Origin of the sequence: Novosphingobium sp. THN1 (assembly GCF_003454795.1) — a bacterium.
Classification (GTDB): Bacteria; Pseudomonadota; Alphaproteobacteria; order Sphingomonadales; family Sphingomonadaceae; genus Novosphingobium.
In genome coordinates, this window is record NZ_CP028348.1 from 928,600 (window position 1) to 944,723 (window position 16,124).

14 protein-coding genes and 1 pseudogene are annotated in these 16,124 nt (G+C 61.7%); 4 read left to right on the plus strand and 11 right to left on the minus strand.

All coding sequences use genetic code 11. The features are described 5' to 3' along the window. Positions 1-9 precede the first annotated feature (9 nt). From C7W88_RS23015 to C7W88_RS21275, 9 genes are all read right to left on the minus strand, one after another. Positions 10-156 (minus strand): hypothetical protein, encoded by a 147-nt coding sequence (locus C7W88_RS23015; protein ID WP_162896284.1) that lies wholly within the window; start codon positions 154-156, stop codon positions 10-12. Continuing rightward, positions 153-1,415, minus strand: a complete 1,263-nt coding sequence (locus tag C7W88_RS21240) for a DUF4178 domain-containing protein (RefSeq protein WP_118075501.1) — start codon at positions 1,413-1,415, stop codon at positions 153-155. The genes C7W88_RS23015 and C7W88_RS21240 overlap by 4 nt, the downstream gene beginning before the upstream one ends. Then, positions 1,412-2,038 (minus strand): DUF4178 domain-containing protein, encoded by a 627-nt coding sequence (locus C7W88_RS21245; protein ID WP_240345012.1) that lies wholly within the window; start codon positions 2,036-2,038, stop codon positions 1,412-1,414. Before C7W88_RS21245 ends, C7W88_RS21240 begins: the two co-directional genes overlap by 4 nt. A gap of 65 nt (positions 2,039-2,103) precedes the next feature. Next, a complete protein-coding gene (locus tag C7W88_RS21250) occupies positions 2,104-3,099 on the minus strand; it encodes an SPFH domain-containing protein (RefSeq protein ID WP_118075505.1) in 996 nt (331 codons plus the stop codon). 161 nt (positions 3,100-3,260) lie between these two features. Continuing rightward, entirely contained in the window at positions 3,261-4,085 is an 825-nt protein-coding gene (locus tag C7W88_RS21255; RefSeq protein WP_118075508.1) for a phytanoyl-CoA dioxygenase family protein, read from the minus strand. 36 nt (positions 4,086-4,121) lie between these two features. Further along, the gene (locus C7W88_RS21260) at positions 4,122-4,526 is read right to left on the minus strand and encodes a DUF6379 domain-containing protein (protein ID WP_118075510.1); all 405 of its coding nucleotides are present in this window, start codon (positions 4,524-4,526) and stop codon (positions 4,122-4,124) included. Between the two features lie 34 nt (positions 4,527-4,560). Continuing rightward, positions 4,561-5,469: a sugar phosphate isomerase/epimerase gene (locus tag C7W88_RS21265; protein WP_118075512.1), complete on the minus strand. Its 909-nt coding sequence runs from the start codon at positions 5,467-5,469 to the stop codon at positions 4,561-4,563. Positions 5,470-5,537: 68 nt separating this feature from the next. Beyond that, positions 5,538-7,667, minus strand: coding sequence for a TonB-dependent receptor (locus C7W88_RS21270; protein ID WP_162896285.1), 2,130 nt, complete (start codon positions 7,665-7,667; stop codon positions 5,538-5,540). A 296-nt stretch (positions 7,668-7,963) separates the two neighbouring features. Further along, positions 7,964-8,566: a TetR/AcrR family transcriptional regulator gene (locus C7W88_RS21275; protein WP_118075517.1), complete on the minus strand. Its 603-nt coding sequence runs from the start codon at positions 8,564-8,566 to the stop codon at positions 7,964-7,966. A gap of 180 nt (positions 8,567-8,746) precedes the next feature. On the opposite strand from C7W88_RS21275, the gene C7W88_RS21280 reads away from it, so the two are divergent. From C7W88_RS21280 to C7W88_RS21300, 4 genes and pseudogenes are all read left to right on the plus strand, one after another. Then, positions 8,747-9,628: an aldose 1-epimerase gene (locus C7W88_RS21280; protein WP_118075519.1), complete on the plus strand. Its 882-nt coding sequence runs from the start codon at positions 8,747-8,749 to the stop codon at positions 9,626-9,628. An 89-nt stretch (positions 9,629-9,717) separates the two neighbouring features. Next, the gene (locus C7W88_RS21285; protein ID WP_118075521.1) at positions 9,718-10,893 is read left to right on the plus strand and encodes a Gfo/Idh/MocA family protein; all 1,176 of its coding nucleotides are present in this window, start codon (positions 9,718-9,720) and stop codon (positions 10,891-10,893) included. A gap of 28 nt (positions 10,894-10,921) precedes the next feature. Next, a complete protein-coding gene (locus C7W88_RS21290) occupies positions 10,922-11,911 on the plus strand; it encodes a DUF1080 domain-containing protein (protein WP_240345013.1) in 990 nt (329 codons plus the stop codon). 327 nt (positions 11,912-12,238) lie between these two features. Then, positions 12,239-12,424 (plus strand): annotated as a pseudogene (locus tag C7W88_RS21300) (IS3 family transposase); the annotation flags it as partial. Here C7W88_RS21300 and C7W88_RS21305 read toward each other — a convergent pair. Together C7W88_RS21305 and C7W88_RS21310 are read right to left on the minus strand one after the other, a co-directional pair. Continuing rightward, entirely contained in the window at positions 12,420-13,487 is a 1,068-nt protein-coding gene (locus C7W88_RS21305; protein WP_118075527.1) for a replication initiation protein, read from the minus strand. The pseudogene C7W88_RS21300 and the gene C7W88_RS21305 sit on opposite strands and share 5 nt — an antisense overlap. Positions 13,488-14,289: 802 nt before the next feature. After that, positions 14,290-15,090, minus strand: coding sequence for a hypothetical protein (locus tag C7W88_RS21310; RefSeq protein ID WP_118075529.1), 801 nt, complete (start codon positions 15,088-15,090; stop codon positions 14,290-14,292). Positions 15,091-16,124: the final 1,034 nt, after the last annotated feature.

Here is a 16,124-nt window from a genome sequence, read left to right on the forward strand (position 1 = left end):
ATCCGGTGATCATTTGTGCGATGGGCCGGTGTGGCCCGAGGCGGCGGGGCGGTCTTCCTCGTCGCTGTAGAACGACCAGGCATTGAACGCCGCGAACAGCGCTGCGGCCAGCAAGGCGAGGCAAAACAGGGCGTAGAGGATCAGGCGCCGGGTCATTTGTCGCGGAACCTCCACCACAGCACGGTCAGCGGCCAGGCGAACAGTGCGATGACCAGCGTCCACCACATGCCCCACGACATCGCGCCGGTGCTGGCCTCGATCGAAAGATTGATTGTCTCGACCGATCCCCATCCATCAATGGTGTACGGGTCGACTGGCCAGCCGTGCGCCGATCCGCTGACATAGACATCGTAGGTGCCGCGCGGCACGTGGCCGAACATGGTATCGCCAGAGTGGCTGCCTTCGCTCCACGCACCGTCTGAATCGGTTCCGGCATAGTGTTCGACCAGACCGAACGCATCAATCGACTGCTCCCTCGAACGATCAACCAGGTTGTATTCGAGATCGACCCAGCGGTTCTCGAAACGATTGGCGTCCGCTTCGATGGTGACGAACTGCCATGGCCTGCGCACGGTGATCGTGCCGACCTTGACCGGCGCGATCTGGCCGCCGACCGGAACCTGGATCAATGTACTTGCACTCGTGCTCGGCCCTGCGATCACGGCCATGGCGATTGCGGCAAAGATCGAGACGGCGAGGGCAAGCTTGAACATGTTGCCAAGATCGTCCCGCTCCATGCCGATCGCGGGCCGGAACAGCATCGGTCCTCTTGCCATCTTGCGCCGGGGCAGGCTGCGACGCTTCAGGCCAAAGGCGTTTTCGACATCGGCTTCCGGAACCGGCACAAGTTGCGTCCAGTTCTCCTCGCCAGCCGAAACCTCACGCGAAAGCATCGTGTCGCCTGATTGGAACAGCGTTGCGTTGGCCGTGTCGCCTGCCTTCACTCGCCAGTAGAATTCGCCTGCAACTGCGGTGGTCGAGGTTGTCTGGTCTCGCCCCAGTCGAGTGAATGGCGTGCTTCGCCAATAGACCCTGTCTCGAGGGCCTTGAGGCCGATCGGCCAGCATCGTGCCGAATTGCCATTCGCCATCGCAGGCGACCAGCCAGCGATAGCCGAGGTAGGGGTTGAACAGCAGGAACTCCTGCCAGATGGTGATCTGGTCCTTGCGGCGCAGCGCGCCGACGACCTCCCACTCCTGCCCGAACAGCGTGCCACGCTTGCCCAGCTCCAGTGCAAAGTTTTCGTTGGCGCGCTTGTACTTGCGGATCAGTGCCACTTCGGGGCGCGATACGTCGAGCAGCGAACCGCAATGCTGGCAGGCGAGGTTGACCGTAAATCCCGCGGCGCGCAATTCGATCGTGCCACCGCAGGCGGGGCAAGTGACCGCATTGCCGCCCGAAGTGCCCGCAGTCACCGCAGCTCTCCGGGAACGGTCCAGCCCTCAATCTGACGCAGGTTTCCGGGCTTGAGGGCGACCAGATCCCAACTGTCGCCGAACCACGCCGTCGTCGCGCGGTCGTCGCGCTGAAGGGAAAGCACCTCGCCACTGGCCGAGCGGAAGTCGACGCTGGTCATCTTCATGCCGATCTGCGTGCGGATCGGCAGGTCACCCTCGCTGCCAAGGCACTCGACCCGCTTGACATCGCTTGCAAAGAGTTGGCGTCCATCGACTTCGATCACGTCCCCCGGCGTGAAGGTGCCGCCTTCCGCAAAGGCGCGGACTTCTGCGCGGTCGAGCAATTGCGGCCATTCGGCCGTCAGCATGAACATGCCAGCGGCCTCGGCCAGCCAGTACTGCGCGCCGCTATCGGCCATGGCCAGCCATTCGTTCCACGAGCCGCCGGCCCAAGCCCAGCGCACCCGCCCGACCACGACCATGCTGCGCCCATCGGCCATCAGCGTGGTGCCAAGCTGGATGGGCGAAACATCGAACGGCAGGACCGCAACCTTGCCCACGTCCTCGATATCGAGCCCGTGGCGCAGGATCAGTGTCTGGCAGTAGGGACAAGTGGCATAGGGAAGGGAGGCGCCTCGCACCGGCACTTGCGCTCCGCACGAAGGGCAATTCATCACGTCCCGCTTCCCCCAATGCGAACGCGCAATCAGCGGATTCGCGCGAGCAGCTCGGCCTTCTTGGCATCGAACTCCTGCTGGCTCAATGCGCCCAGGGTCACGAGCCTGTGGAGTTTCTCGATCGTGGCGAGGGGATCTTCCTCGGTGGCAGCGGGAGCAGGCGCGGGGGCCGCTGCCTGGCCCAGTCCCTGGGCCATCGCGCCACCCAAAGCCGTGGCAGCAGCAACCCCGGCGCCGATTCCGGCTACGCCGCCGCCATCCTGATTGGCGGCATCCTCGATGGCTTCGGCTGCCTGAAAGCGGGTGTAATTGCCAAGATCGCCGAGCACGCGCATGGAGCTCGCCTTGTCGAGGTGAGCCTGCACTTCATCGGGCAGGGAAACGCTTTCGACATAGAACGAAAGGCAGGTCAGCCCCCACTGCGCAAAGGCCTTGTCGACCTCAAGCTTGATCCGGTCCGAAAGCGCCTGCTGGTTTGCCGCCAGATCGAGGAAGGCAATGCCACTGCCGCCAAGGGCCGTGGCCATCGCGGTCTGGATCGCGGCGCGCAATTGCGGTTCGAGCGAGGGCACCGCGACGCCAGCCAGCGTCCCCATCACGCGCGAGACGAAGGGCGCAACTTCGTTTACGCGGAAGGAATAGGAGCCGAAGGCACGCAGGCGCAGCGCGCCGAATTCAGCATCGCGCACGGTGACGGGCTGCGCGGTCCCCCACTTCAGGCCATGCTGCTCTTTCAGAGAGAGGAACACGACGTCAGATTTGAACGGCGACTTGAAGGCCTTGTCCCAGTTCATCAGGTTGGACAACAAGGGCAGGTTGGCGGTCTCAAGCGTATGGAGGCCCGGCCCGAAGTAGTCCGCCCCGCGGCCTTCATTGACAAAGGCCGCGACCTGACCTTCGCGCACTGTCAACTGCGCGCCGTGCTGAATTTCGCGATCGGCGAAGGGCACGCGCCAGGCCAATTCGCCGGGCTGCTCCAGCCATTCGATGACATCGACAAACTGCTTGCGGATAAAATCGAACATCACTGGCGCCTTACGAAAACAAGGGACTGTTTCCGGCAGCCTAACTTGTGACTGCCGCTAAGCAAGTGCGCATGCGGAAAACGTCTGCCAACGGTATTGGCCAATCAACGGCGTTTAGCCCCCAAGTGACCGGCGCCCAGGCGATAGCCTGGGCGCGATCTTCACGCGGTAAGCGCGCCCAGATGGGTTTCCCAAGTGATGGTATCGTTGTGCGAATGCGTGAAGCCGATCGATCGTTCGAAGTCGACACAGGCTTTCGAGCGGAAAGCGACGATATAGGTACGGCGCCAGCGGTCCGGCGACGTGTTCCCGCCTGAGCCGTGAACGATCAGTTCGTCATGCACGGTAATGTCACCCCGCTTCAGTGGAAGGTCGACCACAGTATCAGCATCGGTCAGTTCAACGCTGAGAATGTGCGACTTGCTGCGATCCTCACCCATCAGCGGACGGTGCGGGCGGAGGCCCTGCTTTTGCGAGCCCGGCACCACCTTTAGGCATCCGTTTTCCAGATCGGCGTCGTCAAGCGCGAGGCTGCAGGTGGCAGTCAGCGGCTCGGGCGTGCCGGTCGGCCAGTATCCCAGATCTTGGTGCATCGTGAACACGGCGTCGGGCTTTGCGGGGCGCTTTGCAAGGAACTGGTCGTAATCGAGGGTTGCGCTCTCCCCGAGCAATTGGCGCGATATCGAGGCTGCGCGCCGTTCGTAAAGGTTGTCCCGCAGGGTTGGCTCGTAGTGACGCGGCAGCACGGCATTCACGAGGCTGAAGTTCTCGAACTCACGGTCATATGGCCCGGACATGTCACAGAAATCCTTGCCCATGCCGCTGACTTCGCCGCGAATGAAGCGCTCGAATTCGGTCTCGAGCGGCGCAAGTTCCTCCTCCGTCATCACGCCGCGCAAGGTGATGTAGCCTTCGCGATGGTACTGGGCGATCTCCTCTGGCGTGAGGATGTATTCATCGCCTTGACGGCCGTATTGCTGGGTCATTTTGCGGATACTTTCGTGAGATCGGATGGAGCAGGGTCAGGCGATGCAGATGGTGCCATAGCGTTCGGCATGCATCGGGAAGATGTGCACATCGGGCGGGAAGTAGGAATAGCGAATGCGGGCGACGACCTCGATCTTGTGGACGCCCGGTTCAAGGCCGCCGGGCTTGTCGACAAGGATTTCGCCCCATTCGGTCAAGCCCCAGCGCGCGGTAATTTCCTCACGCATTTCGGCCATGGTGTAGACTTCATCGCGGATGCCGAAACGGTTGATTTCGTGATCGTAGAAAACGCCATCGACCGTCACGTCGAAGCCATCGAGCTGCGACAGGCGGGTGCCGTGGTAGTTGGGGATGCGGATGCGGATGGCGAAGCCTTCGCGCGCGCCCACGGGTCCGAAATTGCGGAATCCGGTGCTCTGGATGAGCTGATGTTCGAGCATGGTGTTCTCCGGGAATTCTATGTGCGAAACGGGATCAGGCGAACTTGCCTTCGTCGAACTCCCGCTCGAGCTGGCGCAGCAGCACGTGCTGCCGGCGAACCTGATCAATCGAACGCCACGGCGCGCGCCAACCTTCGTATTCGCTCGACAGGTAGCCGGAGTAGCCCGAGCGCTTGATGGCCGAGATCACCGGCTTCCACGGGATGTTCTGGTCCTCGAGGTTCTCGTCGATGTCGTGGAACTTTGCCTGGATGAAGACCACGTACTTGGCGATATCGAGGAAGTGTTCGGGCGGAACCTTGATGCCGTTGAGGAACTCCATGTGCTTGCGCGCTTCCTCGTTGATCTGGTGCGAGCCCCAGTGCGTCAGCGGCCGGTCCTGGAAGATGCCGGTGTCGATCATCAGGCCGAAGTTCTTCGTGCCGGTGCGCTCGATGAAGTTGATGTAACCGTCGACAACTTCATGCTTGATCGGCGTGGGGGCGTGAATTTCCGGGCAGATCACCACGCCCAGCTTGTGGGCGAGGTCGAGGTTGCGCTCGGTATAGGCCTCCCACTGCGGTTCGGGGATCAGATCATGCGACAGCACGCCGAACTTCGGGCGGAGGAACTTGAAGCCGAGCTGGTGCGCAAGTCGCAGGTCGCGCTCGAGTTCCGCCGCACCTTCCTCGACGGTGAGGTTGCGCTGGAGAGTAATGCGCATGTCGACCCACGAGCACATGTTGGTCGGTTCAAGCTTGTACTTGACGAGCAGGCCAAACCAGCGATCGAGAAACTGGCTGGAAGGGTGGGGATAGCCCTCGATCTGGCCCTCGCCCAGAATCTCGATGCCGGTGGCGCCGGTATCCGCGATATGGTCGAACGCGTCTTCGAGCGTCATGACCGAGCCGTAGTCATCGACGTAGCTGTAAGTTGAAACACCGTATTTGAACGAACCGGGCATATCTTGCTCCTGGAAGGCCGGAGACGAAGCCCACCGGACCTCGCCTCATGCCGAATGCAATTGTCAGATCAGAAGTTCACGCTCGCCCGCACGCCGTAGGTGCGCGGTGGCTGGAACTGATAGTTGTCGCTGAAGCCGTTGAAGTTCTGCTCGGCGAAGGACAGCACGTTCTTGTTGAAGACGTTGCGGACATAGGCCTGCAGCTTCCAGCCACCGGCATTCGGCTCGATCGCTGCCGACAGGTTGCCGAGGAAATAGGACGGCGAGCGGATCTGCTGCAGATTGAATGCCGAGAAATAGAAGCTGGATGAGTACTTGCCGTCGGCACGGAACGAGAGCAGATGATCGCCCAGCGGAACGCCCTGTTCGAAGCCCATCGAGGCGGTGAAGTGGGGGGCGTTGGGCAGCTGGTTCTTGCTGATGTCGACGTTCTGGTTGTTGCCATTGGTGACGATGATGTTGTCGCCGAACTTCGTGTCGAGCAGGGTGCTGTTGATGTAGAGCTTCGTGTTCTCGGCAACGCGGGCGTTGAGCTGACCTTCCAGGCCAAGGACGCGGGCGCTGCCGACGTTGAACACGCCGGTCGAGCATGTCGGGCAGGTGCTTTGCTGAGCCTGGTAGCCCTTGTAATTGAAGTAGAAGGCGGCGAAGTTGAGCTGCAGGGCATTGCCCATCAACGTGTTCTTCGTGCCGATTTCGAAGGCGTCCACCTGCTCCGCGCCATAGGGCGTGGCAGCGACCGAGCCGTTCGAGTTGAAGCCGCCCGACTTGTAGCCGCGATCGTACTTGGCATAGATCAGGCGCCCCGATTCTGGCCGCCAATTGAGACCGAGATGCCAAGTCGGCTTGCTTTCCTTGGTCTCGCCATTGCCGGAATTGACGATCGGGAACGGCGGGCAGGTGCCGGGCGCCGGGAAGCCGTTGCTGCATAGCGGGAATGCCAGCGCGGGCAGGACCAGTACCGAATTGCCGGTGCGAGACTTGTTGTCCCACGTGTAGCGGGCGCCGGCCGAGAGCTGGAGTTGTTCGGTCAGGTCATAATCGGCCTGCGCGAAGATCGCGTCGGACTTGGTCTTGACCGCAAAGTCGAAGGCGATGCCATAGCGAAACGACTGGTCGGCATTGGGCGCGAACGACAGCGGGCCGCCCGGCGCGAACAGGCCGGTCATCTCGCGGTTGTAGAGCCCGGCGGCAAGCGCGTTGTCTTCGGTGAAGCGGAAGTATCCGGCTTGGATGAAGAGCTTGCCGGTCTTCTCGTTGCTGATGCGAACTTCGTGGTTCCAGGTCGTCGGTGCCTGGGTGTTGAGATACTGGCGGTTGGCCGGATAGTTCGGACCAGTAGCGTCGAGCGTCAAGTCGAACTGCTGCTTGTCCCACCCGCCCGAGTAGATCAGGTTGATATTGCCGAGGCCGCTGTAGCTGGCTTCCCAACGGATGCGTTCGCCCTTGAGCACAGTGCGTGTCGGAGAATCGCTGCGGAACGCAGGCAGCGGATCGAAGCTGGGCTGCGGCGCGCCCAATGTGTTCTTGAGGACCGCCTCGCCATCGGTATCGCGATCATCTCGCTGGTAAGATACCCACAGATCCAAGCCATCCTTGGCGAAGCGAGCCTGGATGCGACCGGACTTGAAGTCCTCGTTGTCAGCCGACTTCATCACGCCGACCTGGCGACGGTAGCCGTCGTGCTTGAGGAAAGTGCCCGAGGCGCGCAGCGCGAAGCTCTCGGACAGGGCAAGGTTGACGGCAGCGTCGGCGTTGGTCGTGTCATAGTTGCCGTATTCGAACGAGGCCGAGACCTCGTTCTTGAACTTGGGCCGGTTTGTGATGATGCTGACCAGACCGCCGGTCGAGTTGCGGCCCTGCAGCGTGCCCTGCGGCCCCTTCAGCACTTCAACGCGGGCCACGTCGTACATCGACGTGTTGATCGAATAGGCGCGGTTGGTGAAAAAGCCGTCGCGCGCAACCGGTACCGATGGGTCGCCCAGTTCCGTCACGTCGGTCGAGGCAATACCGCGCACGGCGATGTAGGCGGAGCTGTTCGAACTCGAGACGTTGAGGCTGGGATCGATCGCGGAGAGGTCCCGCACTGAATTGATCCCGCTATCGGCCAGGTCCGCGCCCCTATAGACGTTGAGCGCGATCGGCGTGTCCTGGGCCGAAGTCTCGATGCGATTGGCGGTTACGATGATATCGCCCACGCCGCGCTCGGAGGCTTCTGCCGCATCGGCTTGGCTTGTACCTTGGGGTTCTTGAGTGGCTTGTGCAAGGGCCGGCGAGCACAGCGCAAGGGCAGATGTTGCAAGCAAAATGGCAGCCGTTCTCATGGCATTCCCTCCCGATCATAGTTGTCGGTGTCCCGAAGGCCCGATATTTGAGCGGTGATTAGATTTGCATAAACCCAGCGTCAAGTGTGAATCTAATCAGTGCTCTGATCAGGCGTGGATATGCTGACGCGGGCACGAGGCCGTGATAGTCGCCGCAGCAGTACCGGGGATCAGTCTGCCAGAGCGGCGAGTGTGGCGCGGGCGACGATGGCCTCTGCGATATCGACAGTGGGCACAATGCTCTGGCTAGGCCGGATCACGCCCTTCTTGCGCATCGAAGAAAAGCCATAGATCGCCGACCAGAAGGCGATCACGCGCAAATCTGCCTCGTCGTCGGAGATGCCCGGGATTGCTGCGCGGAGATGGTCCCGCAAGTTGAAGTGGCCTTGGAGCTGGTATTCCAGCAGCTTGGTGTCGAGCACCGGCGAGGTCAGCTCACTTTCGTACATGAGGTCGAGCAGGAACGGGTTGTTTTCAGCAAAGCGGATGAACAGGAGGCCCATGCGACTGAGCTTCTGCTCCGGGGTAACCGTGCTGCGCCGGACTTGCTCGGCCCCGTCGAGCATTTCCTCGAAGCCTTCAATGGCAAGCGCCAACAGGAGCGAGCGGCGGTCGGGGAAATGATGGTAGGGAGCGCCTGGCGAAACGCCGACCTGTTGGGCAAGCGTGCGGATGGACAGTCCGTGGTGCCCGTGTTGCCGTACATATTCACGCCCCGCATCGAGCAGGTCGCGGCGCAGGTTTTCGCGGTGATACGGCTTCTTGGCGGGCATAAAATCTCTCGGGCGACCGGACAGGCTTGCGAGCTATCGGATAGCTTCCCTAACAGCAAACCGCCAGCTGGCCAGCCGGAAAGCGCAGGTGCTCGCCAAGTAGGGCGGGGGGGGGCAGGTGTCAGCTCGGCTGCTCGCAAGCGACTTGCCTGCAAATCTGATCAGTGATCAAAGGCGGTGATGCAGTGTCATGACAAATGGACGATTTCCGCCTGGGATTACGAAGTAGCGATTGCGCCAGGCGTAGGCGGTTCGCTGCGTGGCCTTTTCTGGCAGGGTTCGCCGGTGCTTCGTACCGCACGGACCGACCACATCCTTGACGCCGCCTGCTTTCCCATCGTGCCTTTTTGCAACCGCATCGCAGACGGTCGATTTGAAGTCGCCGGCGTCAGCTATCGCCTGTCATCCAACTTTCCCGATGCCTACCATCCCCACGCGTTGCACGGCTATGGCTGGGTGCGGCCGTGGCAGGTGATCGATCACGACATGTCGTCGATTCGGATGGTCCATGGCTATTCCAGCGGCGAATGGCCATGGCACTATCGCGCTGAACAGACATTGGAGTTGGGAGCCAAAGGCGTAATGATGCGACTGGAGGTGACCAATCTCGGCCCAGGACGAATGCCAGCGGGACTCGGATTTCATCCCTATTTCCCAGGCGATGGCAGCACTGTTTTCCGAGGCTTGCACCGCTACGAATGGCGGACTGCGCCAGACGGACTGCCACTCACGCTTGTGGATGCAGGCGACGCCGTGGACTGGTGGAAAGGCGCACCCGTCACGACGCGCATGGTCGATACGATTCAGGAGGGGCGCCAAGGCGTGCTAACGGTCCTGCGGCCAGCAGACGATCTGCTGATCGAGATGACACCGTGCCCGGCACTGTCCTGTACCGGGGTGTATGTCGCACAAGACGCGGAATTCTTCTGCATCGAGCCTCTGACCCATCCAACTGATGCCATCAATCGCACCCCCGGACGCATGACGTGGCTGGCTGAGGGCGAGACGCTGGCAGCCAGCTTGCTGATCCGCGCGCAAAATAGCCTGTTCGGCATCGATTGACTTTGGCGCGGCACGATCTAATCATCGATTAGATAGTCAATTGTCTGCAGCGTCACGGGCGAGAGTGCCCTGCTGCGACGGAGGGATGGATGCAACCTGTCAGGATCGGGCTTGTAGGCGCGGGAGACATCAGCCCAGTCTATCTCAATGCAATTGCTCGTTCGCCGGCCCTTGACCTGCGTGCCATCGCCACGCGAACGCCGCAGGCCATTGCGCAAACTGCTGCCCGGTTCGGCGCACGCGCGGCCACGGTCGACGAGCTACTTGCCGACGATACGATCGAACTGGTCGTCAACCTTACTCCAGGGGTGGCGCATGAGGCGATCAATGCGGCCGCTTTGGAGGCGGGCAAGCATATCTATTCCGAAAAGCCCTTTGCCCTGTCGCATGAGACGGCGCGCCAGTTGGCTGACCTTGCCGAGAGCCGCGGCCTACTGATCGGCTCGGCGCCCGATACGTTCTATGGCAGCGCGCACCAGGCTGCGCGCAGGGCGCTCGATACAGGGGCCATCGGCAAGCCGGTATTCGGTTCTTCGTTCCTCGGACTGCCGGGACTCGAGCTATTCCACCCGGGCCCCGAGGCGTTCTATCGTCCGGGCGGCGAGCCGCCGTTCGATGCGGGACCTTATTACACGACGATGTGGATCAACCTGCTGGGGCCGGTAAAGCGGGTGTTTTCGGTTTCGGGCGCGGGCAGAGCGGAGCGAACGATCCTGCGCGGCCCCCGGCAGGGCACGCGCTTCCCGGTGACGGTCGACACCACGTTCAACACGGTGCTTGAATTTGCCGAAGCGTCGGTCAGCTTCATCATCTCGCTCGACGTTGTGGTGCCCACGCTGCGGCCGGGCGAACTGTTCGGTTCCGACGGAATACTGGCGATGGCCGACCCGATGTTCTTCGGTGGCCAACCGGCGGTGACTGCACCGCCGCAGCCACGCACAGACCTTCCTACCGCCGACCAGGGCTTTGCCACGCCAAACCGCCATGACCACACCGGGCGGGTGGTGGCCGATTATCGCGGTGCCGGGCTGGTCGATCTTGCGCTCGCGATCCGCACCGGCAGCAGACACCGCACCGGGGGCGAGTTCATCGTCCACTCGGTAGAAGTGATGGAGGCCATCGTCAGATCAGCGACCTCGCGCACTGTGGTCGAGCTTCAATCCACCTGCGAGCGTCCCGCGACGATCGATCCGGTGGCGGACGCTGCGCTGATCGCGCTGACGGCATCGCCCTTCGATCTCGTCGATAACGCATCGGCGCACTGACATTCCTCATTCAACGGAGTTTTCCGACGTGTCCTCAACCCGCAACATGATTGCCACAAGCCTTGCTCTCCTCGCGCCCGTCTGCGCTTTTGCCGCCGATGGTCCGCCGGATGGCTCGACGCCCGAACAGAAGGCGGCGATTGCCAACGACCCGACCTATCGCAGGCAGGATCTCGTGCTGACGAACCTGCCGCGCAATCGCGCGGCACCGACAAAGCTGTTCAACGGCCGAGACCTGTCCGGATGGGACAGCTGGCTCGGTTACACCGTACCTGCCACCACGTATGGCACGCCGAGCAGCGCGCCGATCGGCCTCAACCATGACACTTACGGTGTATTCAAGGTGGTTGAGCAGGATGGCGCACCTGCGATCTATTCCAGCGGCAAACTGTTCGGAGGGCTGCTGACAAAACGGTCCTACAGCAACTACCACCTTCACGTGGAATACAAGTGGGGTGCCAATACATGGACGCCGATGCCGCGCAACAATGGGGTACTGTATCATTCGCATGGCGCGTATGGTGCGTTCTTCGGCACATGGATGAGCGCGATCGAGTTCGAGGTGGTGCCGCACTCCGTCGGCATGCTGCTGACGGTGGGCGATTCCAAGGGCAAGCCTTCGTTCGAGACAGTCGACTGGCGGGTTGGCGCCACCGTTCCTGTCGCCAATGATCCCTCAATTCCCTATCCGAGTCGCCGTTACTTCAAAGGCGGCCTGCCATCGCGGCTGACGTTTCCGACATGGAACGTCGATGCCGGCGCTGACGCAGAGAAACCTCTGGGCGAGTGGAATTCGCTTGATCTTTATGTCTTCGGGAACACGTCGATCCACGTTGTGAACGGCGTGCCGGTGATGGCCGCGACCAACCTCACCACCAAGGACGCCAAGGGCCGCACCATCCCGCTGACCGCTGGCAGGATCCAGCTCCAGTCGGAAGGCGCCGAAACCTACTTCCGCGCGATCACCATCGAGCCGATCCGACACCTGCCCACCATAACCGAGCGCAAGCAAGGCTGATCGCGAAAGCTGGCACCGGGACGGGCAAAGTATCGGGGCGGGTAATGGCGAGCAGGAACTGCTTGATTTCGGGGAGCTCCATGCAGCCTGAGCCCGTCACGTCTAACAGTGCCGTCGTGATGCGGTACCTCAGTGAGGCCATCCCAGCGTTGCATTCGATGCGCCTGCGCTCTCAGGTTCTCGTCGACGATTGCAAGATCGTCACCTTGGCTACAGCGCTCGGCCAGAAGATGCACCAATCCATCTGCCGCTCGTGACTCCTGAAGGGGAGGTGGAGCTCGCGCTGGGGTTGACGAAAGGGAAGCCCAACTTCAGCCATCTGTTAAGCTGCTCATGGCAGTATGGCGACGCAAGCCGAAGCAGCGGGTGCTGATCCGCTCGGAACACGCCTCGCAGTTCACAAGCATAGAATGGGCAGCCTTCATCCGGGCTCACAACCTTGAGCACTCGACGAGCCGATGTGGCAACTCCCATGACAACGCGGTTGCCGAGAGCTTCCTATCCTCGCTCAAGGGCGACGATAAGCCTGGGCTATCAGGTCCTTGTGCCAGCCACCGCCGAAATCACCCAGGATCGCAAGCAGGCGATTGTCCCCGCAGAAATGCAGCGAACCTTCCGGGAAAAGCTGCCGGCTCGCAGGTGGCAACGGAGCCTTCCTTGGCTCACGGGACTTTGCCGGGGGGAGGGGAGGTGCCAGGGCTTCCAGTGTCTCGGTTGTCCCTTCGCGTCTCGCACGCCGTCCCACTTTGGGCCGGTCAAGCTCGCGCGCCACTTCCTCCTGGGCCGAGGAATCCTTGGGCATGAATGTCATCTTCACCGATTGCACAGGACGGCCACGCCCCGAGCCCCGGATCTCCTCCCACTCGACCGTGAAATCGGCAAGCTGATCGATCTCGGCCTTCGACTTGGCCAAGACCTCCCGCCGCAGCTCGGCGAAGTTCTTGAGACTCCCCTCAGGCACGCCGATCCGGCGACGCAACTCCTCGACGCTCATGCGCACCGTGCGATTCTGGCGATTGATGATCAGGCAACCCAGATCATAGATCGTCAGCGAATAGCGCGACTGCAGCGCCAGCATCACGCCCAGGTTCACCCGCGCATAATAATCGGAGCGTTGGATCACACGCTTGAAGTTCTCCGAGAATTCGAACTCGACGACGCTCAGGCCATCTTCGGAAACTTCCTCGACACAGCTGGCAAGAAGGGACTGCGACATGATCGCCGGCTTGCCCTTGCGCGTCGTCGTGCGAATGCGAACGATAACCCGCAGCAGCTCGTCCATGACCGGCTGAATGCGCTCGTTGCCCTTGTGCGAGCCACGCAACTCCTTCTTCGTGATGGTGAATGTCTTGTCAGACCCGGCGTCCGGCCCGGCCTTGCGCAACATCAGCGCGAAGGCCTTGCGCGCTGCCGCGCTGAGCGAACCGGTTTCAAATTCGGATTCGACAAGCTCGCCGGGTTTGCTGACAAACTCGAGATCGCGCCTGCGGATGACATCGGCAACCCTGAGTGTCCGCCCGAGACCCTCAAGATCCTCTTGCAGCTGCAGCTCTTCCGTGGCCGAATCAACTTCCATGTGAGGAGCGTAACATCTCGTCCTCTCAAAGAGAACATCCCCCCGATCACTCACATAGACAAGCCGGATCGAACACGGCCCGGTCGTGCAAGCCAGGAAGGAACGTGCTCGCCATGCATACCCCAGAGCCCTGCGGTCGTCACGTCTGCTACCACGATCGAGCCCCCCCGTATCCTCATGTAGTCGTCGCAATGCCATGACCCGCAAGCCCGGCGCTGCAAGAAATAGCGCCCTGTTCTGTCGGCATCAAACCGCGACCTGGAGCCAGGATCGTACCCATCCCCAAGACCTCATATTGTCACACCCACCCCCGGTTCCTCACATTAACCGTCTCGCACAGGGTCCGCTGGGCTCGACACGCTATCGCACAGTCGCGACCACAGGTGCGGCCCAAGCCCCCGCGTACTCACATAAAGACCGCCAGCCCGATGGGACTCCCCCATGACTCATGTAAAAACAGGCTCTCAGCCAAGCTACGGACAAAAAAGGCCGTGTTTGAAGGCGATACCGCGCGCTTTGGAGAAGGTAACTGCAACTCCCCCAAGACCTCACACAATCCCCGATTCCTCAAGACATGGCCCCCGCCAGCACATGCTGAAGCCCCCAAGGCCTCATCCAGTCGCCCCCGCAATCTCACAATGACTCGGACAAAAGCACGATAAACCGGGCCTTTTGGGGCTCCGAATCCTAGAATCTGGAATCAGGAGAAGACGCCCCGAGCAATGCTCGGGCATCTTTATTCCTGGATTCCTGACAGGAGACAGCACCTGACACAGAGCATGGCAGCCGCGCGCAAAGCCGGTCAGCAGCGCAGGGCAAGCCTGACAAGGTCGGCACATAGTTCGTCAAAGCCTGTCGTCCCGGGAATATACGTCAGCCTTTCATTGCCAGGCGAAACCACGAAGCCCGGCTCGGGACGATCGGCAGCGCAGGGCAGGCAGATGATCTCGAACTCTTGCCTGAGCCCATTGCCGCACAGACGGCCGGTAAAGACCTGTACCGGACCCTCAGCGCCAAGCTGACGAGCAATCTGCAACGCCGCGCCGTGACAATCGAGACGCTCCATGATTGCGGCCAGGCAATCCAGCATGTCCCTCTCGTGACTGCAGGCGAGGGGCGTGAACTGGTCACGGCGCCAGACCGGTACCACCGCAGCAGATCTCGGCTGCGGGGTGCCCGGCCAATCGAACTCAGCGCATACCAGCGCCAGATATGGTCCTTGACCCACCGGCATCGCGTGGGAAGCCGATCCGCTGACACCATCGCGAAGATCAATCCGCCTGCCTGAACGTAGATACAAGGCGCGAGCGTTTGCTGCCTCGACCACCACCAGCACGAAAAATCGCGGTGCGCGCGCGCCGATGGCCTTCCAGAACGCGCCAGACAAGGCTTCTGGACCGATGAACAGGCAGTCGCGCAACTGAACGCCGTCTGTAAGCCAGAACGGTTCCGCAGCGCCAAGCAAGCGGTCCATCTGGAGATGCGTCCCGCGTTCGGCAAGAGCTTCAATATCGAGGCGACCCATCCTGGCGCTGGCCAGCAGGTCCATCAGGCGCAGGTACAGGGAAGAACGAACCGGTTGCCTCGCCGCGGCAAGGTCCATTTCGGGTCCGGTCTCAAAAGGGTATCGACCGTACGCCATCTGCAACACACTCCGTGCCGGCCCATCCTGGCGCTGCCAGCCAGCACGACGATGCCATTTTCACCAGGGAAAACAAGCAGATCTGTACCTGGCAGGTCTGACAGGCTTCAGGTGCCATGAAGGCAAGTCCCGGGCACGTCGGTCCCGGGCAGGCACGTCCTGATCAGGCAAGGACAACGATGCCGATCTGGCCGTTTCAGGGTCATCGCGCCGACTGCCCTGCGGGATTACGCCAAGGATGGCAGGGGTATGGCCTGGGGTCTCAGGATGCCGCCAGATCGATCAAGCGACATGCCATCTGGGCAAGGGCGAGTGCGAAAATCAGACCGAACTCTGCAAGAAGCAGGAAGTTGCCCCGGTGAGCACACCTGCAGGTGCCCGAACGCTGGGAATTGGGCTTTCCCTCGCGCGCTTTGCCAGGTGTAGCTGGCAGAACTGGAGACCCTGCTTCGATCATCGGTACGCTCGCAGCGGAGATTGCACCTGCTTCAACCCATCTGCGTGCTCGCACAGGCCTGCCGAGCTGGCAATACGGTGTCAATGCAGGACCTGAGGCTCGATCGTCTATCGGTAGCGAGCGGGCGAGGGTCGGGTAGCGGGGGCCGGGTAACGAGGGCCGGCTAACGAGGGCCGAGTAGCGAGGGACGGCACCTCTCGAGCGCTCCTGGTGCGCTGACAAATGGGCATTGCCGAGACAAAAAAATGCCGCAGCGACACGGGAGGACGCTGCGGCCAGACTCCGATCGGCCCACCCTGGACAAGGATTTTGGGGCGGGTCGGGCCCGATCGCTCGTGTCGTTATCCACGCTCCGCCCATATTTTGCCACAACTTTCGCCACGAGACTGGTTGAAGTTCGAAGCACCCGGCTTCGCTCTGCCAGGGGCCTCACGACCAGCCTGGTTTCTCAGCCCTGGTTTCTCAGCCCTGGTGCGTCGGCCCTGGTTCGTCGGCATTGCCGTTTACATGAGAGATCGGGGGCACCCGTCGCCCGGCA

Excerpts from the sequence above, each read along its gene's own strand:
- C7W88_RS23015 (WP_162896284.1), bottom strand. The coding sequence starts at position 156 with ATGACCCGGCGCCTGATCCTCTACGCCCTGTTTTGCCTCGCCTTGCTG.
- C7W88_RS21250 (WP_118075505.1), bottom strand. The coding sequence starts at position 3,099 with ATGTTCGATTTTATCCGCAAGCAGTTTGTCGATGTCATCGAATGGCTG.
- C7W88_RS21255 (WP_118075508.1), bottom strand. The coding sequence starts at position 4,085 with ATGACCCAGCAATACGGCCGTCAAGGCGATGAATACATCCTCACGCCA.
- C7W88_RS21260 (WP_118075510.1), bottom strand. The coding sequence starts at position 4,526 with ATGCTCGAACATCAGCTCATCCAGAGCACCGGATTCCGCAATTTCGGA.
- C7W88_RS21265 (WP_118075512.1), bottom strand. The coding sequence starts at position 5,469 with ATGCCCGGTTCGTTCAAATACGGTGTTTCAACTTACAGCTACGTCGAT.
- C7W88_RS21275 (WP_118075517.1), bottom strand. The coding sequence starts at position 8,566 with ATGCCCGCCAAGAAGCCGTATCACCGCGAAAACCTGCGCCGCGACCTG.
- C7W88_RS21280 (WP_118075519.1), top strand. The coding sequence starts at position 8,747 with ATGCAGTGTCATGACAAATGGACGATTTCCGCCTGGGATTACGAAGTA.
- C7W88_RS21285 (WP_118075521.1), top strand. The coding sequence starts at position 9,718 with ATGCAACCTGTCAGGATCGGGCTTGTAGGCGCGGGAGACATCAGCCCA.
- C7W88_RS21305 (WP_118075527.1), bottom strand. The coding sequence starts at position 13,487 with ATGGAAGTTGATTCGGCCACGGAAGAGCTGCAGCTGCAAGAGGATCTT.
- C7W88_RS21310 (WP_118075529.1), bottom strand. The coding sequence starts at position 15,090 with ATGGACCTTGCCGCGGCGAGGCAACCGGTTCGTTCTTCCCTGTACCTG.